This is a genomic window from Comamonas guangdongensis (genome assembly GCF_041079535.1).
Lineage (GTDB): Bacteria > Pseudomonadota > Gammaproteobacteria > Burkholderiales > Burkholderiaceae_C > Comamonas > Comamonas guangdongensis.
Map to the genome: position 1 here is coordinate 113677 of NZ_JBFYGN010000010.1, position 24131 is coordinate 137807.

Here is a 24131-nt window from a genome sequence, read left to right on the forward strand (position 1 = left end):
GATCAGAAGGTGAAGCCCAGGCGCAGATGCAGGCGCAGGCGGTGGTCCTGCGCTCCCCAGGCGAGGTCGGCCTGTATCGGGCCGACGGGGCTTTTCCAGCGCAGGCCGGTACCCATGCCGACGCGCATGTACATGCGGTTGAAGTCATCACCCACGGTGCCCGCGTCGATGAATAGCGCATGCTCGAAGTCCTGGGTATTGCCCTTGATGGCGATGGGGCGCTGCCATTCCACGCTGCCCATGGCCAGATAGCGGCCCGCAATCACGCGGCCGTTGTCGGTGCGCGCGCCAATCGTCTGATAGCCATAGCCGCGCACGGTGTTGTCGCCGCCGGTCAGGAACATGATGGTGGTGGGCAGGTCCACGTCTTTCTTGGCCATCACCGCGCCCACGCTGGCCTTGAGTTGCAGGCGGCTGTGCCGCTTGGTTTCCTCGTCGCGCTCGCCCAGCGGGATCAGGCTGAGCCAGCGGCCCGTGACGCGCCCGAAGGGCGTGCGCTGCGGCGTCAGCGTGGTGCCGGCCCCGCCTTCGACGGCCAGGCCGAAACCCGCGGTCGGCAAGATGTTGTTGTCGAAATATCTGGCCGACCAGCCATAGTTGGCCAGCAGCGAGGAGGCGCCCGGCGGAGCGCCGCTGCCCTGGGTCTTGGCGTAGTCGTACTGAAGATACATATTGCGCTCTATGCGCTCCTCGGCCTTGGCACGGCCGAAGCGCAGCTGGGCGCTGTTGGTATAGAAGTCGCCAGCGGGCGCGCGCTCTAGCTTGGCGCTGGTGAACCAGCGCCACAGGTCTGCGTCGGGCAGGCCGGTCAGCTGGGTGGAGATCAGCGGGTTTCTGCGGTCCAGCTGTAGCTTGCTGACGGCGCGCCAGTCCAGGCCCGGCACCTTGTTGTAGATATGGTCCACGGACAGGCGTGCGCCGGTGTCGGTGCTGGCGCCGACGCCGAACACCCATTTCTGCAGCTTGGCCTCGCGCACCTTGGCGATCACGGGCGAGGTGATCGCCGTTTCCTGGCGCTGCGCGTCGCCGTCGGCGGCGCCGGCGCCCTGGGCCTGCTGGGGCGCATCGGCCAGGGTGAGAAAGACGGAGTCGTAATAGCCGCTGCCGACCAGGCGCTGCTGCGCGTCGAGCATGGCCTGCAGATCGTATTCCTGGCCCTGCGGCAGCCGCGCGATGCGTGCCGTGCGCACGGGGTCGTAGCGCTCGGCGCCCTCCATCTGCAGCGGCCCGAAGGTATAGGCGGGACCGGGGTCGTAGCTGACGTTGACGCGGGCCCGGTTGGTGTCGGCGTCGATGTCGGCCAGGCTGCTGTCTATGCGCGCCAGCGGGTAGCGGCGCTTTTGCAGCTCCTTGAGGCCGCCGTTCTTGGCCCCGCTCCAGGCGCTCTGCGTGAACGGTTCGCCGGGCTTGAGCGGCCAGGTCTCCTCGATCTGCAGGCGCTGCGAGAGGCCCAGATCGTCTCCGGCATTGGGGCCTGTGAAGCCGACTTTGGATTCCTCGATGAGCGTGGGTGGGCCCGGGTCCACCTTGACGACCACCTTGCGCGGGGCTTCCGCATCTTCCTCGGGCGTGTCGCTGAGCTCCACCGTCACCGTGGGGCTGAAGTAGCCCAGCGTGCCTATCAGCTCGCGCACATTGGCATCGGTGGCGCCCAGCAGGCGCGTGAGCTCGCGCCGCTGAAGATCGGGCTGGAAGCGGAAGCGCCTGAGTTCCAGATGTTTTTCCAGCAGCTCGCGCACCTGCTTGGGCGCATCGACCTCCAGCGAGAACGCGGGCGGACCGCTGGTGTCGATGCCCATGGCTTCGGCACCGTTGTCCTTGGACGAGAGAACGCCGCAGCCGCTCAGCAGCAAGGCAGCTCCCAAAAACAAAGCCGACCCTATGGCCGGCTTCTTGATTGGATAAATCCTGGGCATCGGCCTATTTTGACAGAATACGCATGGCGTCCTCGAGGCCTTTGATGGACAGCGGATACATGCGATCGCCCATCAGCTGCTGGATGATGCTGATGCTCTGGCGGTACTGCCAGACGCCTTGCGGCTCGGGGTTGATCCAGGCGAACTTCGGAAAAGCGTGGGTGAGGCGCTGCAGCCATTCGGCGCCCGGCTCCTCGTTCATGTACTCGACCGAGCCGCCGGGCTGCAGTATCTCGTAGGGGCTCATGGTCGCGTCGCCCACGAAGATCAGCTTGTAGTCCTTGTTGTACTTGCGGATGATGTCCCAGGTCGGGAATTTCTCGGCAAAGCGGCGCCGGTTGTTCTTCCACATGAAGTCGTAGACGCAGTTGTGGAAGTAATAGAACTCCAGGTGCTTGAGCTCGCTCTTCACGGCCGAGAACAGCTCCTCCACGCGCTGCACATGCTCGTCCATGGTGCCGCCCACATCCATCAGCAGCAGCACCTTCACGTTGTTGTGGCGCTCCGGGATCATCTTGATGTCGAGGTAGCCGGCATTGGCCGCCGTGGAACGTATGGTGTCGGGCAGGTCCAGCTCCAGCTCGCCGCCCTGGCGCGCGAACTTGCGCAGGCGGCGCAGCGCGACCTTGATGTTGCGCGTGCCCAGCTCCTGCGTGTCGTCATAGTCGCGGTAGGCGCGCTGCTCCCAGACCTTGACGGCGCTCTTGTTGCGCCCCGGCCCGCCTATGCGTATGCCCGCGGGGTTGTAGCCGCCGTGGCCGAACGGGCTGGTGCCGCCCGTGCCTATCCATTTGCTGCCGCCTTCGTGGCGTTCCTTCTGCTCCTCGAGGCGCTTCTTGAGTGTCTCCATGAGCTCGTCCCAGCCCATGGCTTCGATCTTGGCCTTGTCCTCGGGGCTGAGCTCGCGCTCCAGCAGCTTCTGCAGCCAGTCCTGCGGAATCTCCTTGCTCAGATCGGCCAGCATTTCCACGCCCTTGAAATAGGCGGAAAAAGCGCGGTCGTACTTGTCGAAGTGCTTTTCATCCTTGACCAGGATGGTGCGGCCCAGATGGTAGAAGTCATCCAGGCTCCAGCGCTCCTCGCTCTTGGGGCCGACCACGCCGGCCTGCAGCGCTTCGAGCAGGGTCAGGAACTCCTTGACCGACACCGGCAGCTTGGCCGCGCGCAAGGTGTAGAAGAAATCGATCAGCATCAAATCTGTCTCCAGCGCTTATGTCGCATGCTGCTCCAGAAGATAGAGCAGCTGGGCGCGTGCCTCGGGCCATTCGCCGCTGCGCATGCTGTACATCACGGTGTCGCGTATGGTGCCGTCGCGGCGCAGCGCATGGCCGCGGATCACGCCGTCTTTCTTGGCGCCCAGGCGCTCGATGGCGCGCTGGCTCGCGAAGTTGAAATTGTCCGTGCGCCAGCCCACCACATGGCAGCCCAGGGTGCCGAAAGCATGGGCCAGCAGCAGCAGCTTGGCCGAGGTGTTCACATGGGTGCGCTGAGTGCTCTTGGCATACCAGGTGTAGCCGATCTCCACGCGGCGGATCGCGGGAACGATGTCGTGATAGCTGGTGGTGCCCAGCACCTTGCCGCTGTCGTCGTCGATCACGGTGAACGCAAAGCGGTGGCCCTGCTCGCGCCCCAGCAGCGCGGTTTCTATATAGCTGCGCGTTTCCTGGGGCTCGGGCACCGAGGTCACGCGGATCTTCCACAGCTCGCCATCGGCGGCGGCGGCGGCCAGTCCGGCTTCATGCTCCAGCGACAGGGGCTCGAGCCGCACACCGCGGTCGCGCAGGGTGACAGGTTCTACAAAGGCCATGGCGTACTCCGGCTTCTGAGGATTAACGGGAACTGCTGTCGGCGGCTGCGCGGGCCTGGCGCCAGCGCCGGGCCAGCTGCAGGCCCAGCCCGCCACCCAGGCCTACCAGCGCGATGGCGGCCAGGCTGGTCGCGCCATAGCCGGGAGCGAACAGCTCGAAGCCCAGCACATGGGACGTTCCCCAGCCCAGCAGGGCGCCGCCCACAAAGCCCAGGGCATCGGAGCCGCCCTCCAGCAGCAGTTGTTGCGCGGTGCTCATGCCGCTCTCCTGTATGTCAGCTTATCGGTTGCGCTGGTTCATGAAAACCAGCTTTTCGAACAGGCTCATGTCCTGCTCGTTCTTGAGCAGGGCGCCCACCAGCGGCGGCACGCTGACCTTGCCTTCCTCGGACTGCAGCGAGGTGGCCGGAATCTCCTCGGCCACCAGCAGCTTGAGCCAGTCGAGCAGTTCGCTGGTCGACGGCTTTTTCTTGAGTCCGGGCAGGCCGCGCACGTCGTAGAACACCTTCATGGCGGCGTTCACCAGCTCCCCCTGCAGCTTGGGGAAGTGCACGTTCACGATCTGGCGCATGGTATCCGCGTCGGGGAACTTGATGTAGTGGAAGAAGCAGCGGCGCAGAAAGGCGTCAGGCAGCTCCTTCTCGTTGTTCGAGGTGATGAATACCAGCGGCCGGTGCTTGGCGCGCACCATCTCGCGCGTCTCGTAGCAATAGAACTCCATGCGGTCGATTTCGCGCAGCAGGTCGTTGGGGAATTCGATGTCGGCCTTGTCGATTTCGTCGATCAGCAGCACCACCGGCGCATCGGCCGTGAAGGCCTGCCAGAGCACGCCCTTGACGATGTAGTTGTGGATGTCCTTGACGCGCTCGTCGCCGAGTTGCGAATCGCGCAGACGGCTCACGGCGTCGTATTCATACAGGCCTTGCTGGGCCTTGGTGGTGGACTTGATATGCCATTGCAACAGCGGCATGTCCAGCGCTGCGGCCACTTCCTCGGCCAGCATGGTCTTGCCGGTGCCGGGCTCGCCCTTGATGAGCAGAGGGCGCTGCAGCGTGGCGGCAGCGTTGACGGCCAGCATCAGATCCTGCGTGGCCACGTAATTGTCGGAACCTTGAAACTTCATGGGCGGTATCAGCGTAAGTATTGATAAGCGTGTCAGATTCTCACTGCCATAATCATTTTCACTGCAGCAAGGCATTCGAGCACCCGTCTGAACTCTTGAAGGATTGTGCGCGCAAAATGGCAAAAACTTGGACCACGATATTGGCAGTAGTTGTCGCATCAGTGACCGGTATGGCGAATGCCCAGGCCGTCAAGGGAGATGCCAAGGCGGGTGAGAGCAAGATCGCCATGTGCATAGGCTGCCACGGCATTCAGGGCTATCAGGCCAGCTTTCCGGAGGTCTACAAGGTGCCCATGATCGGCGGGCAGAACGAGGCCTATATGGTCGCGGCGCTGAATGCCTACAAAAAGGGCGAACGCAAGCATCCGACCATGCGCGGCATTGCCGATTCGCTCAGCGATCAGGACATGGCCGATGTGGCGGCTTTCTATGCGGGCCACGGCAAGGCCAAGAGCGGCGCGCCCAAGGAGGCCGGCGCGGCGGTGACGGCCTTGCTGCAAAAAGGCGCTTGCTTCTCCTGCCATGGCGAGGGCTTTGCCAAGCCCATAGATCCGTCCTACCCCAAGGTCGCGGGCCAGTACTCGGACTATGTGTTCCGGGCCCTGCAGTCGTATAAGACCGAGGGCAATCCCATCGTCGGCCGCAGCAACGGCGTGATGGCGGGGATTGCCAAGCAGTTCAACAACGACGAGCTGCGGCAGCTGGCCAAATACATAGGCAGCCTCGACGGCGAGGTGCAGACCGTGACCCAGCCCCACTTCCGCCTGGGACAGAAATAGGATTTCCGCACCTGGAAAAAAGCCCGCATCTGCGGGCTTTGTGTTGATGGGTTTGCGCCTGCTTCAGCTGCTTTTGAAACTGCCGTCGCTGGTGGCCAGGCGCTGCACGCCGGCCACATAGGCCTCGCCGTCGGGCGGGCGGCCCGAGCGCTGGCTTTCCCAGAGCATCTGGCCCAGGCATTCCATGGCCGCGTGATGAGCGTCATGCAGATCGCGCTTTTTGGCCAGCAGTTCCACGGCCTGGCGTATGCCGCGTGGCGAGTCCACGCTGCATTGCTCGCTGATGGACAGGTGCATGGACAGATGCAGAAACGGGTTGCTGCGTTCGGGCTCGGCGTCGTAGTTGCGCGCCACGGCGGCATCCACGTCGGAGAGTTCATCGAAATACTCGGGGTGCTCGTCTATCCACAGGCTGGCCAGCGTCTCTATGGCCTCCATGGGCGCACCGCTGATCATCTTGGCGCGCACGCTGCAAAAAAAACGCCGTACGTCGGCTTGGCTTGGGTTGAACATGATGGCGCAGCCTATCACGCAGCGTTTGCGCCCGGGTCGCCAGGGGCATTGGCTTGGCTCCTGGCCCGGCCGCCGCGCTAGCCGTGCACGCGGTAGACGCGACCGGTCTGAACGCCCTCGATGCTGCGCTGGTAGGCAAGTGCCACGCGCTGGGCGGGCACGGTCTCGAAGCCCGGAAACACCGCGCCATAGGCCTGGGCCGACTCGGTCAGCAAGGTGGGGCTGACGGCGTTGATGCGCTGGCCGCGTTGCAGCTCCACGGCAGCGGCCGCGACAAAGGCATCGATGGCCGCATTCACGGTCGAGGCATTGCTGCCGTGGCGTATGGGTTCGGTGGCGACGATGCCGCTGGTCAGCGTGATCGAGCCGCCGTCGCGCAGCCATTGCTGGCCCAGCAGGGCCAGCTGCACCTGACCCAGCAGCTTGTCCTGCAGGCCGCGGTTGAATTGCTCGGCCGTCATCTCGGACAGGGGGCCGAAGTGCAGATTGCCCGCCGTGCTGACGATGGCATCGACGGGGCCCGCGGCCTTGAACATGGCGGCCAGCGTCTGGGGCTGGGTGAGGTCGGCGCGCAGCTCGCCGCTGTTGCGGCCGACGGTGAGGATCTCGTGGCGCGGCGCGAGCAGGGCGTGGACCGCGCGACCGATGGTGCCGTGGGCACCGATGAGCAGGATCTTCATGGTTTTCGCAGAGTATGGGTTGAACAGGCCTACAGTCTTGTGCAAATCATCCATGGCATAAAGTAGCTGAATATTTTTGAACTACTAAGCATTGGTTTGTAATTCATGGACAAGCTGCGCAATATGGAGGTCTTCATGGCCGTGGTCGAGGACGGCAGCTTTGCGGCCGCCGCGCGGCGCCTGGGCATTTCGGCGGTGATGGTGGGCAAGCATGTGCAGCAACTGGAGACCCAGTTGGGCGCACGCCTGGTGCAACGCAGCACGCGGCGCCACAGCCTGACCGAGGTGGGGCGTACCTTTTACGAGGACAGCCGGCAGGTCTTCGAGCAGCTGCGCTGGGCCGAGTCCGCAGTGGAGCGCAGCCGCAGCGCGCCCCAGGGCCTGTTGCGCATCAGCGCCCCGATCACGCTGGGCAACCATGTGATCGCTCCCCTGGTGGCCGACTACCAGCTTGCCAACCCGCTGGTGCGCGTGGACCTGCAACTCAGCGACGGCCTGGTCGATCTGGTCGGCGAGAACATGGATGCGGCCGTGCGCATCGGCCAGATCGGCGCCGAGGGCCTGGTGGCGCGGCCACTGCAGCCCTACCGCATGGTGATTGCCGCGGCCCCGGCCTATCTGCGCCAGCATGGCCGGCCGCGTAGCGTGGCCGAGCTCGCCCGGCACCAGTGTTTAAGCCATGCGGTCTGGCAGCGCCGCTCGGAATGGGTTTTGCGCGACGGCCAGCGCACGGCCTTCTGGCCCGAGGACGCGCGGCTGCAGTGCAATCATGGCGACGGCCTGCGCCATGCGGCGCTGCGCGGCCTGGGCCTGATCATGCAGCCCGAGGTGTTGCTGGCCGACGATATCGCCGCGGGCCGGCTGGTGCCGGTGCTGGAGGACAGCGTGCCCTTGCCGCGCCCCGTGCATCTGGTCTATCTGCCCGACCGGCGGCAACTGCCCAAGCTCGCGCGCTTTGTGGAGCATATGCTCGAGGCGCTGGGCCAGCGCTGAGGCTTATGGCTGCTGTTCGGGGACTGCTTGCGCCGGGGCGGCCTGCAGGGTCTGCTCGGCGGCCTGGCGCTCCTTGGCCATCTGTTCCACCAGCTGCTGGCGCCCCTGTCTGGCCACGGCGATCAGCTGGTTTTGATTCTGGTCCTTGTAGTGCGGATACATGCGTTCGGCCAGGGCCAGATTGTGTTCCCTGAAGCGCTCCGTCATGCGCTGCGCCTCGGCCGGGCTCTGGCCTATCAGCTGCAGCACGGAGCCGGCCGAAACCAGGCTGGACTCGAACACCTCGCGCTCGGCGTGCTTGACATCGAGATCGCGCAGGCGGAACCAGTGGTCCAGGTCGCGGGCCCGGGCCACGATCTCCAGATTGGGGAAATGCTTGCGCACCTGGCTCGCGATCTTGATGGATTGCTCGGGCGAGTCCACGGCGATCACCAGCACCCGGGCCTGGGCTGCGCCCGCGATGCGCAGCAGATCCATGCGCGTGGCATCGCCATAGAACACGCGGTAGCCGAAGGTCTGGGCGGCTTCCAGCATTTCCACGCTATGGTCGAGGATGGTCGGGTGCAGGCCCTGGGCCAGCAGCACGCGCGCCACGATCTGGCCGTAGCGGCCGAAGCCCGCAATGATGACGGGCGATTCCTGGTGTTCGGAGATTTCCTCGGCTTTCGTGGAGCCTTCGTCCTTGATGGCCGCAAAGCGGCGCAGCAGCAGCTTGTCCAGCGCCACCAGCAGCAGCGGGCCCAGCAGCATGGACAGCGCCACGGCGGCCACCAGCATGGAGGAGGTACTGTGGCGGAAGACCTTGTACTGGGCCGCGGTTTGGAACACCACGAAGGCGAACTCGCCGCCCTGGGCCAGCATCAGCGTGAACACGGGGCGCTCGCGCCAGGGCAGGCCCATGACCTTGGCCAGGCCGTAGATCATCAGCGCTTTCAGCGCCACGAAACCCGTCACCATGGCCGCCATGGCCCAGGGGTTCTGCAGGATGACGCCAAAGTCTATGCTCATGCCCACGGCCATGAAGAACAGGCCCAGCAGCAGGCCCTTGAAGGGCTCGATATTGGTCTCGAGCTCGCTGCGGTATTCGCTGTCGGCCAGCAGCACGCCGGCCAGGAAGGCGCCCAGGGCCATTGACAGGCCTATCTGGGTCATCAGCATGGCGATGGCGATGACCAGCAGCAGCGAGGTGGCGGTAAAGATCTCCGGCGTCTTGCTGCGCGCAATCCAGCGCAGCACGGGCTGCAGCATCAGGCGCCCGCCGATGATGACGGCGGCTATCGTGCCTATGGTCTTGAGCACCGCCAGCCAGAGATGGCTGTCGCTATGCGTGGCATGGGCGGCCTTGTAGGCGCCCAGAATCGGAATCAGCGCCAGGATGGGGATGGCCGCCACGTCCTGAAACAGCAATATGGAAAACGCGGCCTGGCCGCTGGGCGTGCGCATCAGATTGCGCTCGGCCATCACCTGCAGGCAGATGGCCGTGGAGGACAGCGCCAGGCCCATGCCGGCGATCAGGCTGACGCGCCAGGAAAAGCCGAAGATCCAGGCCGCCACGAACAGAATGCCGGTGCAGACGGCCATCTGCGCCATGCCCCAGCCGAAAATCGGCCGGCGCAGCTCCCACAGGCGCTTGGGCTGCAGCTCGAGCCCGATGACGAAGAGCATGAGCACCACGCCGAATTCGGCAAAGTGCAGGATGTCGTCCACATTGCGCACCAGGCCGAAGCCCCAGGGGCCCATGGCGATGCCGGCTCCCAGGTAGCCGATGATGGCGCCCAACCCCAGGGCTCGGGCGATGGGGACGGCCAGAACGGCGGCGGTGAGGTAGATGAAGCCGTAAGTCAGCCAGATGGGAGCGCTGTGTTCCATGGGGTAGTTGGTGTTAACCCTTGTCAATCGGGCATTTTGGCACTCTGAAACCAGCGCCGGTCTTATGACGGGCCATAAATTCCGCTGAATCTCGTTACCGGATGCTTATAGCGCTTTTTGCGGCGGCGACTGCAGGTTGACGGCACAACTTTTAAGATGGTGGTCTTTCACCGGCTTCTGGGCTGTTTGGGGTTTTCGATGGACTGGCATACCTGGCTCGCGTTTTTTGTGGCTTCCTGGATCATTGCGGTGTCGCCGGGTTCGGGGGCCGTGCTTTCCATGAGCCATGGCCTGTCCTATGGGGTGCGCAAGACCAGTGCCACCATCATGGGGCTGCAGCTGGGCCTGCTGGCGATTTTGCTGATCGCCGGCGCGGGCGTGGGCTCGCTGCTCATGGCCTCCGAATGGGCGTTCAACGCCGTGAAGATCGTGGGCGCCGGCTACCTGATCTACCTGGGCCTGAGCCAGTGGCGCTCGGGCGCCTCCCCCATGGCGGCGCAGGAGGCCATGGCTGAGATCAGTTTCAGCAAGCGGGTGCTGACGGGCTTTCTGACCAATGCCACCAACCCCAAGGGCATCATTTTCATGGTCGCGGTGCTGCCCCAGTTCATGACCACCAGCCGCCCGCTGGCGCCGCAGCTGGCGATCCTGGCCGTGACCATGCTGGCCGTGGACACCACGGTGATGCACAGCTACGCCGCGGGCGCCAGCGCCCTGCGCGGCCTGATGCGCAGCGCGCGAGCCATGCGCAACCAGAACCGCGTGTTTGGCGGTTTGCTGATGGCGGTGGGAACCGGACTGTTCTTTGTACAGCGCTCGGCCGAGGCCTGAGCCGGAAACTCAAAGCGATAGCTGCATGCGCAGGCGCCGACAGGGGCGGCAGCGCTTTTCATGCGAACTAGGGTGAACCCCTTGTCCCGCGCCAGACATGAGCCGGGCAGGGCCGCTTCTACATTGAAGGCATGAAAACCTTTCATTCCTACTCCGAAGTGCTGTCCTGCATTGGGCAGGAAGTGGCGGTCAGCGACTGGGTCACGATCACGCAGCCGCAAATCCAGATGTTTGCCGATGCCACGGGCGACCAGCAATGGATTCATACCGACCCCGAACGCGCGGCCAAGGGGCCGTTCGGTGCGCCGATAGCGCATGGCTTTCTCACGCTGTCGCTGCTGCCGCGATTTTTCGAGAGCACCTTCGAGATCGAAGGCGCCAGGATGGGCGTGAACTATGGCCTGAACCGCGTGCGTTTCATGGCGCCTGTGCCCGTCAACAGCCGGCTGCGCGCGCGTATGAGCCTGCAGGCGGCCGAGCGCATCGAGCCCGAGGGCCTGCAGATGACCTGGCTGGTGACCGTGGAACGCGAGGGGGGCGACAAGCCCGTATGCGTGGCCGAATCCCTGGCGCGCAGCTTTGGCGCTCCGGCCTGAACTTTGCCCGGACTTGGGGTGCAAAAAAGCCCCAAGGCATTGCCTTGGGGCCTGGTTGGAAGCACGCCCGGCTAGACCGATGGCCCGAAGAAAGCTGAAAGCTTCTTATTCGCCGTAGTTGTCCAGCAAGCCGGCTTTTTCAGCGGCCATGGTTTCCTGGCGCACCTGTGCGCGGGTGAGGCCGGAAGGCTGTTGCTGCTGCATGGACAGCGGCAGGTAGGCGTCACCGGCAGACGGCATCTGTTTCTTGGCGATGGCATCCCGGACCTGGGCCTTGACTTCGGCACGGGTCAGTGTGGACTGGCTGGCGGGCTGGGGAGGGTAGTTGCCGCTGGTGAAGTCGAATCCCGCGGCCTGTGCGGCAGCGGCGGACAGAGCCAGGGTGGCGACGATGGCGAGGCGGTTGGTGTATCTCATGATTCGTCCTTTGGTCTACGTGGCTTGCAGTCCTGGCGGATATCGCCGGTCGGCTGCAGGTCCATGGGTAGTACTGTAGATCGACTTAATTCGGAGAAAAATTCCCTAAACCGCAACTTATCGTCTTGCTGGTGATGGTAATGATGGGGAACTAAGGCGCGGGTTTGGGCTCTGCCAGCGCCGCGCCCGCAAAACCTTGCTGACGCCAGGCCTCGAACACCGTGACGGCCACGGCATTGGACAGGTTCAGGCTGCGCTGCGAGGGCAGCATGGGCAGGCGCAGGCGCTGCTCGTCGGGGAACTGGGCGCGTACCTCGGGCGGCAGACCCTTGCTTTCCGAGCCGAACACCAGCCAGTCGCCGGCATGAAAGCCGATCTCATGCGCGGGGCGGCTGCTGTGGGTGGTCATGGCGAACATGCGCTCCCTTTGGGGCTGGCAGGTCTGGAGGAAAGCCTCCCAGTTCGCATGGCGAGTCACGGCCGCGTACTCGTGGTAGTCCAGGCCGGCGCGGCGCATGTGGCGGTCTTCCATGGAAAAACCCAGCGGCTCTATCAGATGCAGGCTGCAGCCGGTGTTGGCTGCCAGGCGGATGACGTTGCCCGTGTTGGGTGGGATCTCGGGCGCCACAAGAACGATATGAAACATGGGGCGCTATTGTGCGGTCACGGTGTCTTGCCCGCTGCCGGCGCCCGCAGTTCCAGACTGCTCAATATGGATCAAGGCGTGCGCGCCAGCACCACCGCCGCGACCGAGGCCGCCCCCGCGGCCAGCAGGCAGTCGGCCAGCGCATCCAGCGTGGCGCCCGTGGTCATCACATCGTCGAGCAGCAGCAGGTGGCGGCCCGCAAGCCGGGACTGCTGCGCCGGCCGCACGGCAAAGACTCCGCGCAGCTGGCGCAGCCGCTGGGCCCGGCTGGACGCATGCTGGGGCAGGTCCAGGTGTCTGCGCTGCAGCACATGGGTTAGCAGCGGCGGGCTGCCTTGCGTTTGATGTGCCATGGCGCGCGCGAGTAGCCCGCAATGGTCAAAGCCGCGCTCGCGCAGGCGGGCATCGGAAGCCGGCACCGGCAGCAGCGCATCGCAGGCGTGCAACTGCTCCCGAACTTCGGCGTGCTCGGCCAGCAGCCGGCCCAGGCCGCGCGCCAGGCCCAGATCGGCCCGGAATTTGTAGCGCGTAATGAGTTCCTGCCAGGGATAGGCATAGTCCAGAACGGCGGTGCAGCGGCTGAGCTTGGGGGCTTGCCGGAGGCAGGCGCCGCAACCGGTGGCAGAGGCCGGCAGCGGCATGGCGCAGGTCCGGCAGCGCTGGGTCATGGGTGCCCAGCGCGCCCGGCAGTCGGGGCAGATGCGCGGGCCCGGCCAGCGGCCGCAGACCGCGCATTGGCTGGGCAGCAGGTCCAGCCAGAGATTGCGCTGTCGGCGCAGGCGCGAAAGCCATGTCGCATGAAGGTCGGGCATGGAGTCAATATACTCGCGCCGCATTGTTCTCCTTTCAGGCAGGTGCTGCTTAGCGCCAAGTCCTGCACCCTGTTTGCCCATGTCTCACGCCCTGCCTCCCACCATCGATCCTGTAGCAGCCAACCATTGGCATGCGGCCGCTCCGGCCGAATCGCCGTGGTTGCATGAGGAGGTGGCCAGGCGCATGCAGCAGCGCCTGGACTGGATCGTCAAGCCCCCGCAGCAATGGTGCCACTGGGAGCCCGTGCGCGGCGGCATGGAGGCCCATGAGCTGCTGCGCGAGCGCTATCCGCAGGCCGAATGCACGCTCTACGAGCCCGTGGCCCGGCGCCGGACCGAGGCCCAGGAAAAGCTGACCAGCCGCTGGTGGCAGTTGGCGCGCTGGAAGGGCGCCGGCGTGCAGGTGGCCGAGCCCGCCGAAGCCAGCCAGGACATGCTGTGGGCGAATATGCTGCTGCACACTGCGGCCGACCCCCAGACGCTGATAGAGCGCTGGCACAAGGCGCTCAAGGTCGACGGCTATGTGATGTTCTCGGGCCTGGGGCCGGACACGGTCCAGCAGCTGCACCAGCTGTATGCGGAACTGGGCTGGGGTCCGGCGGGCCAGGCCTTCACCGACATGCATGACTGGGGCGACATGCTGGTGCATTCCGGCTTTGCCGAGCCGGTGATGGACATGGAGCGCATCACGCTGACCTTTGCCACGCCCGAGCGCCTGCTGCAGGAGCTGCGCGAGCTGGGCCGCAATCTGCATCCCGCGCGCTTTGCGGGTCTGCGCGGCCGCGGCTGGAAGGCCGATCTGCTGCGCCAGATCGCGCAGCGCTGGGCCGACAAGCAGCCCGACGGCCAACTGGCCCTGACCTTTGAAATCGTCTACGGCCATGCCTACAAGCCTCAGCCCAAGGTGCGTCTGGAGGCCAACAGCTCGGTGTCGCTGCAGGACATGAAGGCCATGCTCAAGCAGCCGCGCAACACGGGTTTGCGATAGCCCGAATGTCGTTTTCCTGTCATTGATTGAACACGAAGCTGCCTACAATTTCCCCAAGGTCTTCGATAGATGACAGCCATTCCGGCGGGCTTCTCTCCAGCCCGCAGGACACAAGACAGGAGCGGCCGCAGGCCGCCAGGGGAGATATCGGGTGTATCGCTTTGCCAAGGGGACTGGCCAGCGGATTCAAGAGCGGCCGGTTCGCGAGTTTGATCATCACCACCAGCCAGCCTCGGGCTGCGCCGCCGCATCCCTGGGCCTTGCGCCGGCCATGAGGCGCGGCCTGCGTCCTCCTTCCCCTTTGCTTTCTGTCCCGGCCGCGGGGCCGGCTTCCGTCGCGTCCGGCTCCGGCCGTTGGCATGGGTTTTCGGTACAGGTATTAGTGAATGCGCGCAGACATTGCTATCAAACTTTGGGGCATGCTGCGGTGTAGTTCGCGGGTAGTGTGAGTCTCACGGTCTTCCGGCCAGCCGGTGCGAAAGCCAGTGAGCGAGTGGACAAACTAAGGCTTAGAGGTAAGTGAAAACGATGAAAAGTATTTCCACCAAGCTGGTTTCCTGGAGTTTGGCCTTGGCAGCATGGGGTAGTTCCGTGGCGCATGCGGCGCAGGATCTGCCGGGAGGACCTGCCGTCAATCAGTTGAATCTGCACCCGCCGGTCACGCGCATCGCCGTGGAGCAACACTTTCTGCACTGGATGATGCTCGTCATCTGCACGGTGATCTTCCTCGGCGTGTTCGGCGTGATGTTCTATTCCATCTGGAAGCACCGCAAGTCCCAGGGCGCCCAGGCCGCGAACTTCCATGAGTCGGTCAAGGTGGAGATTGCCTGGACCGTCGTGCCCTTCATCATCGTGGTGCTCATGGCTCTGCCGGCCACCAAGGTGCTGGTGGCGCAGAAGGACACGACCAATGCCGATCTGACCGTCAAGGTCACGGGCTACCAGTGGAAATGGGGCTATGACTACATCAATGGCGAAGGCGAGGGCCTGAGCTATATCTCGACCCTGGACACGGCCCAGCGCCAGATGTCCAACAGCGGCGACGTGAGCAATGCACCCAACGACTATCTGCTCAAGGTCGATCAGCCGCTGGTGGTGCCGATCAACAAAAAGGTGCGCGTGATCACCACGGCCAACGACGTGATCCATTCCTTCATGGTGCCGGCCTTCGGCATCAAGCAGGACGCGATTCCGGGCTTTGTGCGCGACACCTGGTTCAAGGCCGAAAAAGCCGGTGATTACTACGGCCAGTGTGCCGAGCTCTGCGGCAAGGAACATGCCTATATGCCCATCCATGTGAAGGTGCTGTCCGCAGCCGACTACACGGCCTGGGTCGAGACCGAAAAGAAGAAGGTCGCAGCCAAGCAGGACGATCCCAACAAGGTCTGGGTCATGGCCGATCTGCTGGCGCGCGGCGAGAAGGTCTATGCGGCAAACTGCGCGGCCTGCCACCAGGCCAACGGCAAGGGCGCCGGCCCCATCAAGCCGCTGGACGGCAGCGCCGTCGTCCAGGGCGCACCCGCCGAAATGATGCATGCGGTGCTCGAGGGCCGCGCCAACGGCGCCATGCCTTCGTGGAAGCAGCTCAGCGATACCGATCTGGCGGCCGTGGTGACCTTTGCCAAGAACCACTGGAGCAACCAGACCGGGCAGCTGGTGCAGCCCGCGCAGTTCGTTGCGGCACGCGGCGGCAAGTTCCCCGAGGGCGGCGCAGCCGCTGCGCAGTAAGTGTCTGGAACCGATGATCGACTGGAGTTAAGACTATGAGCGCCGTACTTCCTCCCATCCAGACGCCTGCGGAGCATGGGCACGAACATGGGCATGACGACCACCACCACGCCCCTTCGGGCTGGCGCCGCTGGCTGTTTGCCACCAATCACAAGGACATCGGCACGATGTACCTGCTGTTCTCCTTCACCATGCTGATGGTGGGAGGCGTTCTGGCCATGCTGATCCGCGCCGAGCTGTTCCAGCCCGGGCTGCAGATCGTCAACCCCGAGCTGTTCAACCAGCTGACCACCATGCACGGCCTGATCATGGTGTTCGGCGCCATCATGCCGGCCTTCGTGGGCTTTGCGAACTGGATGCTGCCGCTGCAGATCGGGGCCTCCGACATGGCGTTCGCGCGCATGAACAACTTCAGCTTCTGGCTGCTGATCCCCGCGGGCATCATGCTGGTGGGCTCGTTCTTCATGCCCGGCGGCGCGCCGGCCGCGGGCTGGACGCTGTATGCGCCGCTGACGCTGCAGATGGGTCCCTCCATGGACACCAGCATCTTCGCCATGCACATCATGGGCGCGAGTTCCATCATGGGCGCGATCAACATCATCGTGACCATTCTGAACATGCGCGCCCCGGGCATGACGCTGATGAAGATGCCGCTGTTCGCCTGGACCTGGCTGATCACCGCCTACCTGCTGATCGCCGTGATGCCGGTGCTGGCCGGCGCCATCACCATGACGCTGACGGACCGCCATTTCGGCACCAGCTTCTTCAACCCCGCGGGCGGCGGCGACCCCGTGATGTACCAGCATATCTTCTGGTTCTTCGGTCACCCCGAGGTCTACATCATGATCCTGCCGGCCTTCGGCATCGTGAGCCAGATCGTGCCGGCCTTCAGCCGCAAGAAGCTGTTCGGCTACACCTCCATGGTCTATGCGGTGGCGGCCATCGCCATCCTGTCCTTCATCGTCTGGGCCCACCACATGTTCACCACCGGCATGCCGGTCACGGGCCAGCTGTTCTTCATGTACGCGACCATGCTGATCTCCGTGCCGACGGCCGTGAAGGTCTTCAACTGGACGGCCACCATGTGGCGCGGCTCGCTGTCGTTCGAGACCCCCATGCTGTTTGCCGTGGGCTTCATCTTCGTGTTCACCATGGGCGGCTTCACGGGTCTGATCCTGTCCATGGCCCCCATCGACATCCAGCTGCAGGACACCTATTACGTGGTGGCGCATTTCCACTATGTGCTGGTGGCTGGGTCGCTGTTCGCGATGTTCGCGGGCTACTACTACTGGTCGCCCAAGTGGATGGGCGTGATGTATTCCGAGACCCGCGGCCGCATCCATTTCTGGGGCTCGCTGATCTTCTTCAACGTCACCTTCTTCCCCATGCACTTCCTGGGCCTGGCCGGCATGCCGCGCCGCTATGCCGACTACCCCATGCAGTTCGCCGACTTCAATATGGTGGCGTCCATTGGCGGCTTCGGCTTCGGCCTGATGCAGGTGTACTTCTTCGTCTTCGTGGTCTGGCCCGCCATGCGCGGCCATGGCGAGAAGGCGCCGCAAAAGCCCTGGGAAGCCGCCGAAGGCCTGGAATGGGAAGTGGCTTCGCCCGCACCCTTTCATACCTTCACCACGCCGCCCAAGCTCGACGAAACCGCGACCAAGGTGATTGGCTGAACAGGAGGAATCCATGAGCATGCAAGAGCAGCGCAGGGCGAATCGGCGACTGGGCCTGATCCTGGCCTCCACGGCGCTGGTGTTCTTTATCGGCTTTATGGTGAAGATGGCCTGGCTGCACTGATGCAGTCGCCGGCATACAGGAGACGGATGTGAGCCTGGTCAGGGAAAACGCAAAGATGGTGGGCAAGCTGGCGGCCGTGGCGCTGGGCATGTTTGCGTTCGGCTATCTGCTCGTGCCCCTGTACCGCCAGATCTGCGAGGCCACGGGCATCAACATCCTGTCCCTGTCCGAGCGGCAGGTGCCCGGTGCCGGCGTCGCGGGGCGCGATGCGAGGCCGCCTGCCAACACGCAGGTGGATACCAGCCGCACCATCACCGTGGAGTTCGATGCCAATGTGCGCAGTCTCTGGGACTTCAAGCCCGCAGTCCGCTCGCTCCAGGTACACCCCGGCGAGATGGTCACGGTGATGTACGAATTCCAGAACGTGCAGAACCGCCGCATGGCGGCACAGGCCATTCCCAGCTATGCGCCGCGCCAGGCCACGGCCTTTTTCAACAAGATCGAGTGCTTCTGCTTTTCGCAGTACACGCTGGATCCCGGTGAAAAGCGCGAATGGCCGGTGGTGTTCTATATCGATCCGCGCATCTCCAAGGACGTGAAGACCATCACGCTGTCCTATACCTTCTTCGAGGTGGATGGCAAGACGCCGGCCGCGCCCGGACGGGCGGCCACCCGCGCGGCGACTGCGCCTGCCGCGGCAGCGCATGGGTCGGCATCATGAGCGAGAGGGAGAACAAGCCCACGCTGTGGCGCACCATCGTGGCCGTGTGCTGGGCGATGCTGGGCGTGCGCAAGGGCAAGGAATACCAAAAGGATTTCGCCAGCGTCACGCCGCTGCATGTGATCGCCGTCGGTCTGGTGGCGATCGTGGCCTTGGTATTAGCGTTGATATGGATCGTCAATCTCGTCGTTTAGCCTTGGCTGAACGCGGGAGCCCTGGCGAGCAGGGCAGCATGTGCAAGAGCAGTTGAGACAGCGGTAAGAACAACGATCAACAGTGTCAGGAGCCGAGTGATGAGTGCAACCCCTCAGGGCGCAACCCCTTACTACTATGTGCCGGCCGAATCCAGCCATCCCGTCATGGCGGCCATCGGCCTGTTTTTCGTGATCCTGGGCGCAGGCACCTGGATCAACGGCTATGACTGGGGCATGTACTCCCTGTTCCTGGGCCTGGTCTGGTGGCTGGCCGTGCTCTTCGTCTGGTTCCGCGAAGCGGCGCGCGAGAGCGAGGCCGGGCTCAACAGCCGCAAGATCGACCTCTCCTATCGCTGGAGCATGAGCTGGTTCATCTTCTCGGAGGTGATGTTTTTCGGCGCCTTCTTCACCGCCCTGTGGTGGGCGCGCGCGCATTCGGTGCCGGCGCTGGGCAGTCTGGCCAACGAGCTGCTGTGGCCCAACTTCCAGTCCATATGGCCCAGCGCGGGTGGCGGCGCGACGGCCTCTCCGGCCAATATCGTCGAGCCTTTCCAGACCGTGGGCCCGTTCTGGCTGCCCACCATCAACACGGCCCTGCTGCTGAGCTCGGGCGTGACGCTGACCATCGCCCACCATGCGCTGCAGGCCAACCACCGCGCGCGCTGCATAGGCTTTATGTGGCTGACGGTGGTGCTGGGCTTTGTGTTCGTCTGCGTGCAGGGCTACGAGTACTACCATCTCCATGCGGCCTACAACCTCAAGCTCAGCTCCGGCGTGTACGGCTCCACCTTCTACATGCTGACCGGTTTCCACGGCTTCCACGTGCTGGTGGGCATGCTGATGCTGTTCTTCATCACCCTGCGTCTGATGAAGGGCGACTTCACCGATAAGCATCACTTCGGCTTCGAAGGTGCAGCCTGGTACTGGCACTTTGTGGACGTGGTCTGGCTGTTCCTGTACGTCCTCGTCTACTGGCTGTAAGCAGTAAGAGCGTGTTCACGCTCTTGGAATCAAAGCGCCTTGCGCTTGCCCGCTTGAGGTTTCAGCATGAAGCAATGCTGAAACCCATAAGGAGCAATCGCAAGGCGCTTTGATATTGATAGCTGTCCGATGTCTACTGTCCCGGCTGCCAGCCCGTGGGGTGCAGATAGCCAAGTTTGGCGGCCACCAGAATGCAGATGAACAGCGCGATGGACAGGCCCACGCGCAAGGCCAGCGCGCGGAACATGTTCTTGCCACGCCGCGCGTCATCGCCGCCGTTATCGCTTCTGCGCATCATGAAGAACAGGGCGCTGGCCAGGCTCGCAAGAATCGCCAGAAAAGCGAGAATGATCACGAATTTCATGGACGGATTATCCGGTGCGCTCTTCCCGAATTCCAGACCTCTGGCGGTTTGTACTGATCACCTTGGCGGCCGTGCTCTGCGCGGCCATCGCGGCCTCCCTAGGCTTCTGGCAGCTGGGCCGCGCGGCGCAGAAGCAGGCGCTGTTCGACGCGATCGCCAGGCAGCAGGCCCAGGCTCCCTGGCATAACGCGCAGCTGGCCGCCAAGCTGCCCATGGTCACCGAGCCCATCGGCGCCGGGCAGGCGCAGGAGCTGCTGCACCGGCCCGCGCAGCTGCAAGGCCAGTGGCTGGCCGAGCAAACCGTTTTTCTCGACAACCGGCAGATGCAGGGCCGGGTCGGTTTCTATGTGCTCACGCCGCTGCGCCTGGCCGCGCCGTACGAGCATGTGGTCATCATCGTGCAGCGCGGCTGGGTGCCGCGCAATTTCATGGAGCGCACGGCCTTGCCCGAGGTGCGGACGCCCGATGGCACGGTCTCCATAGCGGGGCGGCTGGAGAGCCCGCCTTCGAAGCTGCTGGAGTTGGAAGCCGCGGGCGACGGCGGGGCAGACCCTGATGGGCAAAAGTCACGCATCCTACAGAATGCAGACATTGCCCAATGGGCGCATCGCAGCGGTCTGCCGCTGCTGGGCCTGAGCCTGGTGCAGACCGAAGGCACGGCCGGCGATGGCCTGCTGCGCGACTGGCCGCAGATCAACGCCGGCGTGCAAAAGCACTATGGCTATGCGGCTCAATGGTTCGGACTCGGTATCTTGGTGGTATTGCTCTATGTCTGGTTTCAACTCGTCCGACGCTTTTACCTCCGGCCCCGCGCTGCAGGCGCGGCAGCGCAGCCTCGATGAGCCGCTGAGCCTGGCCGTGCACGGCCTGCCCGACCCCGGCGATATGCTGCAGCAGCGCAGACGCAGCGGCCGCTGGAAGATGCTGGCCGTGCTGCTGGTCTGCGCGGCGCCCGTGCTAGCGTCCTACTTCACCTACTATGTGCTGCGGCCCACGCAGCAGCGCAGCTTTGGCGAACTGATCGCCGCCCAGCCCGGCCTGCCCGCGGTGCAGGCCCAGACTCTGGACGGACGCAACGTGGAGCTGCAAAGCCTTAAGGGCCAGTGGCTGCTGCTGAGCACCGGCAGCGGCGCATGCGCCGAGCGTTGCCGCGGCAATCTCTATCTGCAGCGGCAGCTGCGCGAGGCCCTGGGGCGGGAGAAGGACAGGCTGGACTGGGTCTGGCTGGTCAACGACGGCCAGCCCGTGCCCGCATCCATACTGCCCGCGCTAGACCAGGCCACGGCGCTACGCGTGCCGGCGGCCGCCATCGACGGCTGGCTCAGGCCCGCTGCCGGTCATGCACTCGATGAACACCTGTATGTGGTCGACCCGCAGGGCCACTGGATGATGCGTTTCCCGGCCGCTATGGACAAGGCCGCGGCGGGCCGGGCCAGGCGCGATCTGGAGCGGCTGCTGCGCGCCTCGGCATCCTGGGACGAGGCGGGACGCGCGGGTACGACACCAGGCAAGGACTGACGTCGGACCGGGAGCAACGGGGGCGGCAAGGGCTATCGGCTATCCAGATCGTGTTCGGCAAGGAGAGCGGCATGCAGGCAGATGTCATGAATGTGGAAACCACTCCCCGGGCTGTGCTGCAGCCTTCGCGCTGGGCCCAGTATTACGCTTTGACCAAGCCGCGCGTGGTGCAGCTGATCGTGTTCTGCGCTTTCATCGGCATGGTGCTGGCCGTGCCCGGCGTGCCCAGCTGGCATGACTGGGGGCAGATGCTGGCGGCCTGTGCGGGCATCTGGCTGGTGGCCGCAGCCGCCGCGGCCTTCAACTGCCTGGTGGAGCGCAGCATAGACGCGCGCATGAAACGCACGGCCTGGCGGCCCACGGCGCGCGGCGAGCTCGGTCACCGCCAGGCCCTGGTCTTCTCGGTCCTGCTGTGCGCGGCGGGCGCCGCCATCCTGGTGCTGGCCGTGAACACGCTGACCTTATGGCTGACGCTGGCCACCTTCATCGGCTATGCGGTGATCTACACCCTGGTGCTCAAACCCATGACACCGCAGAACATCGTGATCGGCGGGGCCTCGGGGGCCATGCCGCCCGTGCTGGGCTGGGTCGCGATGACGGGGCAGGTCGGCCATGAGGCGCTGCTGCTGTTTCTCATCATTTTTCTGTGGACGCCGCCGCACTTCTGGGCTCTGGCCCTGTACCGGGTCGAGGACTACCGGCGCTCCGGCCTGCCCATGCTGCCCGTGACCCATGGCAACGCCTTCACGCGGCTGCAGGTGTTCCTCTACACCGTGGTGCTGTTTGCGGCCTGCCTGCTGCCGTTTGTGGCGGGCATGAGTGGCTATCTCTACCTCTGTGCCGCAGTGATTCTGGGCTTGGGCTTTTGTGCCTACGGTTGGGCTTTGCTGCGCAGCTATTCGGATGCGCTGGCACGCAAGACATTCCGCTTTTCCCTGATTCATCTGAGCCTGCTGTTTGCAGCCTTGCTGGTGGATCACTACATGGCCTGACCGACCACGGACCAGCGAGCTGCGCTGCGCGCCCTGGGCGCGGCAGTTCCGGCCCGCACGGCCTGCCCGCAGTGATCGCGGCCGTGGCCAGGGACTGCAAGATCTGCTGCGAGAAAGTGCGGTGCAAGACCGCCGGCAGCCGTACGTTGCCGGCTGGATGTGGCGGGCTGGGCAATACCGGTTTGTCAGTACCGATGACGCGACTGTGATGTGTGTCACAGTCGCGGCAAATCCTGCGTCTAGATCCGCTGTCGTGGCGTGCGCAGGCGCATGAGACTCCTTAGAGTGGACGACTCGCCCGTCAGGGTCCGGGTTGCCAAGTTGTCCGAGGAAGAAGTCATCCATGCGGCGAAGCGTCTACACCACCCAGCGTGAATATCCTCTGAGCGAAGGGGAAACGCTGTTGTCCACCACCGATCTGAAGGGGCGCATTGTCTATGCCAACGATGCGTTCATCCGCGTCAGCGGCTTTGAGCGCGGTGAACTCTATGGCAAGGCCCACAACATCGTGCGTCATCCCGACATGCCGCAGGCCGCTTTTGCCGACATGTGGGACACTGTTCAGCAGGGCCTGCCCTGGTCGGCCTTGGTCAAGAACCGGCGCAAGAACGGCGACCATTACTGGGTGCGAGCCAATGCCAGCCCTATTCGCCGCAGCGGCGAGGTCGTGGGCTATCTTTCGGTGCGGACCAAGCCGGCGGCCGAGGAGGTGGCGCAGAACGAGGCGCTGTATCGCCAGCTGCAGGCCGGCGCATCCCATCTGGGACTGCAGCGTGGCTTTGTCGTGGGACGTGGGCTGTGGCGCAGCTTGCAGGCCCGTTGGCGTGCCCGCTCGCTGGGCATGCGCCTGCAGGGCCAGCTGCTGGGCCTGGGCGCGGCGGGGGCCATGGCCTGCCTTGCGGTCGCGCAAGCGCCGCAGGTCTGGCTGCTGCCCGTGCTCATGCTGTGGCTGCTGTTGACGACCCTGATCATGTGGCGGCTGCAGGCCGAAATGGTTGCGCCCTTGTGCGCGGTGCTGGCGCAGGCGCGGGCGGTGGCCAGCGGCCAGCTCGCACAGCCGCAGCAGAGTGAGCGCATGGACGAGATCGGCGAACTGATGCGCTCGGTGCAACAGGCCGGATTGAATCTGAATTCGCTGGTCGGCGATATCCAGGGCAAGGCAGGCCGTGTGCATGCCTGCGCCGAGGAGCTGCATCAGGGACACGGTCATCTGAGCGCCCGTACCGAGGCTGCGGCAGCGAGCCTGGAGCAGGCCGCGCAGGCGATGGAGCAGCTCACGGCGGCCATACAGAGCAACAGCGAAAAGGCCGGCTATGCCGCTGACAGCGCGCGGCACAGCGTGCAGTCCGCCAGTGATGGTGCGGTAGTGGTGGCGCAGCTGGTGCAGACCATGCAGGGTGTGACTCGGGCCAGTCAGCGCGTGAGCGAGATCAGCGGCCTGATCGACTCGATTGCCTTTCAGACCAATCTGCTGGCGCTGAATGCGGCCGTGGAGGCGGCCCGTGCCGGCGAGCATGGCAAGGGCTTTGCCGTGGTGGCGGCCGAGGTGCGGGCCTTGTCGCAAAAAAGCGCCCAGGCCGCGCGCGACATCAAGGCGGTGGTCGACGAATCGCAAAGCCAGGTGCTCCAGGGCTTTCGCGTGGCCGAGCAGGCGGGCGGCACCATGCAGGGCGTCGTGGCCTCCATGCAGGGCCTGGCGGGGCTGGTGCAGGACATACGCCTGGCCAGCCAGGAACAGGCCGCGGGCATGGAGCAGATCAACCAGGCCGTGGGGCAGCTCGAACAGATGACCCAGCAAAACGCCGAACTGGTGCGCCAGGGCACGCAGCTGACCGAAACGCTGGCGCAGCAGGCCGCACGCCTGGACGAGGCCGCATCGGTGTTCCAGGGCTGAGCCATGGATTGCCTGCCGATTTGCCGGCC

Annotated in this window: 27 protein-coding genes; 15 read left to right on the forward strand and 12 right to left on the reverse strand. The window is 64.7% G+C overall.

Annotation, left to right across the window (positions count from 1 at the left end):
• Positions 1–2: 2 nt before the first annotated feature.
• From AB6724_RS11100 to AB6724_RS11120, 5 genes are read right to left on the reverse strand one after another with little or no spacing between them, the layout of a single operon-like run.
• A complete protein-coding gene (locus tag AB6724_RS11100) occupies positions 3–1916 on the reverse strand; it encodes an autotransporter assembly complex protein TamA (protein ID WP_439329857.1) in 1914 nt (637 codons plus the stop codon).
• 4 nt (positions 1917–1920) lie between these two features.
• Positions 1921–3108, reverse strand: a complete 1188-nt coding sequence (locus AB6724_RS11105; RefSeq protein WP_369338577.1) for a vWA domain-containing protein — start codon at positions 3106–3108, stop codon at positions 1921–1923.
• An 18-nt stretch (positions 3109–3126) separates the two neighbouring features.
• A complete protein-coding gene (locus tag AB6724_RS11110; RefSeq protein WP_369338578.1) occupies positions 3127–3723 on the reverse strand; it encodes a GNAT family N-acetyltransferase in 597 nt (198 codons plus the stop codon).
• A gap of 22 nt (positions 3724–3745) precedes the next feature.
• Positions 3746–3982: a hypothetical protein gene (locus tag AB6724_RS11115; protein ID WP_369338579.1), complete on the reverse strand. Its 237-nt coding sequence runs from the start codon at positions 3980–3982 to the stop codon at positions 3746–3748.
• 21 nt (positions 3983–4003) lie between these two features.
• On the reverse strand, positions 4004–4846 hold the full coding sequence (locus AB6724_RS11120; RefSeq protein ID WP_369338580.1) for an AAA family ATPase: 843 nt from the start codon (positions 4844–4846) through the stop codon (positions 4004–4006).
• Positions 4847–4962: 116 nt separating this feature from the next.
• Between AB6724_RS11120 and AB6724_RS11125 the strand changes: the two genes are divergently transcribed.
• A complete protein-coding gene (locus AB6724_RS11125) occupies positions 4963–5625 on the forward strand; it encodes a c-type cytochrome (protein ID WP_369338581.1) in 663 nt (220 codons plus the stop codon).
• Positions 5626–5688: 63 nt separating this feature from the next.
• Here the strand turns inward: AB6724_RS11125 and AB6724_RS11130 are convergent, their stop codons facing one another.
• Complete coding sequence (locus tag AB6724_RS11130) at positions 5689–6138, reverse strand: DUF1841 family protein (RefSeq protein ID WP_369338582.1); 450 nt, start codon at positions 6136–6138, stop codon at positions 5689–5691.
• Positions 6139–6215: 77 nt separating this feature from the next.
• Positions 6216–6818, reverse strand: coding sequence for a short chain dehydrogenase (locus AB6724_RS11135; protein ID WP_369338583.1), 603 nt, complete (start codon positions 6816–6818; stop codon positions 6216–6218).
• A gap of 105 nt (positions 6819–6923) precedes the next feature.
• On the opposite strand from AB6724_RS11135, the gene AB6724_RS11140 reads away from it, so the two are divergent.
• Positions 6924–7811 (forward strand): LysR family transcriptional regulator, encoded by an 888-nt coding sequence (locus AB6724_RS11140; protein WP_369338584.1) that lies wholly within the window; start codon positions 6924–6926, stop codon positions 7809–7811.
• A 3-nt stretch (positions 7812–7814) separates the two neighbouring features.
• On the opposite strand, the gene kefC is transcribed toward AB6724_RS11140, so the two are convergent.
• Entirely contained in the window at positions 7815–9680 is a 1866-nt protein-coding gene (gene kefC, locus AB6724_RS11145) for a glutathione-regulated potassium-efflux system protein KefC (protein WP_369338585.1), read from the reverse strand.
• A 198-nt stretch (positions 9681–9878) separates the two neighbouring features.
• Here kefC and AB6724_RS11150 point away from each other — a divergent pair, with 198 nt between their 5' ends.
• Positions 9879–10511: a LysE family transporter gene (locus tag AB6724_RS11150; RefSeq protein WP_369338586.1), complete on the forward strand. Its 633-nt coding sequence runs from the start codon at positions 9879–9881 to the stop codon at positions 10509–10511.
• 131 nt (positions 10512–10642) lie between these two features.
• Positions 10643–11107, forward strand: a complete 465-nt coding sequence (locus tag AB6724_RS11155) for a MaoC family dehydratase (protein ID WP_369338587.1) — start codon at positions 10643–10645, stop codon at positions 11105–11107.
• A 105-nt stretch (positions 11108–11212) separates the two neighbouring features.
• Here the strand turns inward: AB6724_RS11155 and AB6724_RS11160 are convergent, their stop codons facing one another.
• From AB6724_RS11160 to AB6724_RS11170, 3 genes are all read right to left on the reverse strand, one after another.
• Positions 11213–11524 (reverse strand): DUF4148 domain-containing protein, encoded by a 312-nt coding sequence (locus AB6724_RS11160; RefSeq protein WP_369338588.1) that lies wholly within the window; start codon positions 11522–11524, stop codon positions 11213–11215.
• A gap of 151 nt (positions 11525–11675) precedes the next feature.
• On the reverse strand, positions 11676–12170 hold the full coding sequence (trmL, locus tag AB6724_RS11165) for a tRNA (uridine(34)/cytosine(34)/5-carboxymethylaminomethyluridine(34)-2'-O)-methyltransferase TrmL (protein WP_369338589.1): 495 nt from the start codon (positions 12168–12170) through the stop codon (positions 11676–11678).
• 71 nt (positions 12171–12241) lie between these two features.
• Positions 12242–12982: a phosphoribosyltransferase family protein gene (locus AB6724_RS11170; RefSeq protein WP_369338590.1), complete on the reverse strand. Its 741-nt coding sequence runs from the start codon at positions 12980–12982 to the stop codon at positions 12242–12244.
• Between the two features lie 79 nt (positions 12983–13061).
• Between AB6724_RS11170 and AB6724_RS11175 the strand changes: the two genes are divergently transcribed.
• The 7 genes from AB6724_RS11175 (at position 13062) to AB6724_RS11205 (ending at position 19334) form a co-directional block, all read left to right on the forward strand.
• The gene (locus tag AB6724_RS11175) at positions 13062–13970 is read left to right on the forward strand and encodes a class I SAM-dependent methyltransferase (protein ID WP_369338591.1); all 909 of its coding nucleotides are present in this window, start codon (positions 13062–13064) and stop codon (positions 13968–13970) included.
• A 528-nt stretch (positions 13971–14498) separates the two neighbouring features.
• Positions 14499–15698: a cytochrome c oxidase subunit II gene (gene coxB, locus AB6724_RS11180; RefSeq protein ID WP_369338592.1), complete on the forward strand. Its 1200-nt coding sequence runs from the start codon at positions 14499–14501 to the stop codon at positions 15696–15698.
• A 35-nt stretch (positions 15699–15733) separates the two neighbouring features.
• Positions 15734–17374, forward strand: a complete 1641-nt coding sequence (gene ctaD, locus AB6724_RS11185) for a cytochrome c oxidase subunit I (protein WP_369338593.1) — start codon at positions 15734–15736, stop codon at positions 17372–17374.
• Positions 17375–17387: 13 nt separating this feature from the next.
• On the forward strand, positions 17388–17498 hold the full coding sequence (locus tag AB6724_RS11190; protein WP_369338594.1) for a cytochrome oxidase small assembly protein: 111 nt from the start codon (positions 17388–17390) through the stop codon (positions 17496–17498).
• A 28-nt stretch (positions 17499–17526) separates the two neighbouring features.
• The gene (locus AB6724_RS11195) at positions 17527–18159 is read left to right on the forward strand and encodes a cytochrome c oxidase assembly protein (protein WP_369338595.1); all 633 of its coding nucleotides are present in this window, start codon (positions 17527–17529) and stop codon (positions 18157–18159) included.
• Positions 18156–18353 carry a DUF2970 domain-containing protein gene (locus AB6724_RS11200; protein WP_369338596.1) on the forward strand — a complete coding sequence of 66 codons (198 nt, stop codon included), beginning with the start codon at positions 18156–18158 and terminating at the stop codon, positions 18351–18353. The genes AB6724_RS11195 and AB6724_RS11200 overlap by 4 nt, the downstream gene beginning before the upstream one ends.
• Positions 18354–18452: 99 nt before the next feature.
• Entirely contained in the window at positions 18453–19334 is an 882-nt protein-coding gene (locus AB6724_RS11205; RefSeq protein WP_369338597.1) for a cytochrome c oxidase subunit 3, read from the forward strand.
• 133 nt (positions 19335–19467) lie between these two features.
• On the opposite strand, the gene AB6724_RS11210 is transcribed toward AB6724_RS11205, so the two are convergent.
• Complete coding sequence (locus AB6724_RS11210; protein ID WP_369338598.1) at positions 19468–19698, reverse strand: twin transmembrane helix small protein; 231 nt, start codon at positions 19696–19698, stop codon at positions 19468–19470.
• A gap of 14 nt (positions 19699–19712) precedes the next feature.
• Between AB6724_RS11210 and AB6724_RS11215 the strand changes: the two genes are divergently transcribed.
• The 4 genes from AB6724_RS11215 (at position 19713) to AB6724_RS11230 (ending at position 24102) form a co-directional block, all read left to right on the forward strand.
• On the forward strand, positions 19713–20540 hold the full coding sequence (locus AB6724_RS11215) for an SURF1 family protein (protein ID WP_369338599.1): 828 nt from the start codon (positions 19713–19715) through the stop codon (positions 20538–20540).
• On the forward strand, positions 20467–21216 hold the full coding sequence (locus AB6724_RS11220; protein ID WP_369338600.1) for a redox-active disulfide-containing membrane protein: 750 nt from the start codon (positions 20467–20469) through the stop codon (positions 21214–21216). Before AB6724_RS11215 ends, AB6724_RS11220 begins: the two co-directional genes overlap by 74 nt.
• Positions 21217–21287: 71 nt before the next feature.
• The gene (gene cyoE, locus AB6724_RS11225) at positions 21288–22208 is read left to right on the forward strand and encodes a heme o synthase (RefSeq protein WP_369338601.1); all 921 of its coding nucleotides are present in this window, start codon (positions 21288–21290) and stop codon (positions 22206–22208) included.
• Between the two features lie 343 nt (positions 22209–22551).
• Positions 22552–24102 (forward strand): methyl-accepting chemotaxis protein, encoded by a 1551-nt coding sequence (locus tag AB6724_RS11230; RefSeq protein ID WP_369338602.1) that lies wholly within the window; start codon positions 22552–22554, stop codon positions 24100–24102.
• Positions 24103–24131 lie beyond the last annotated feature (29 nt).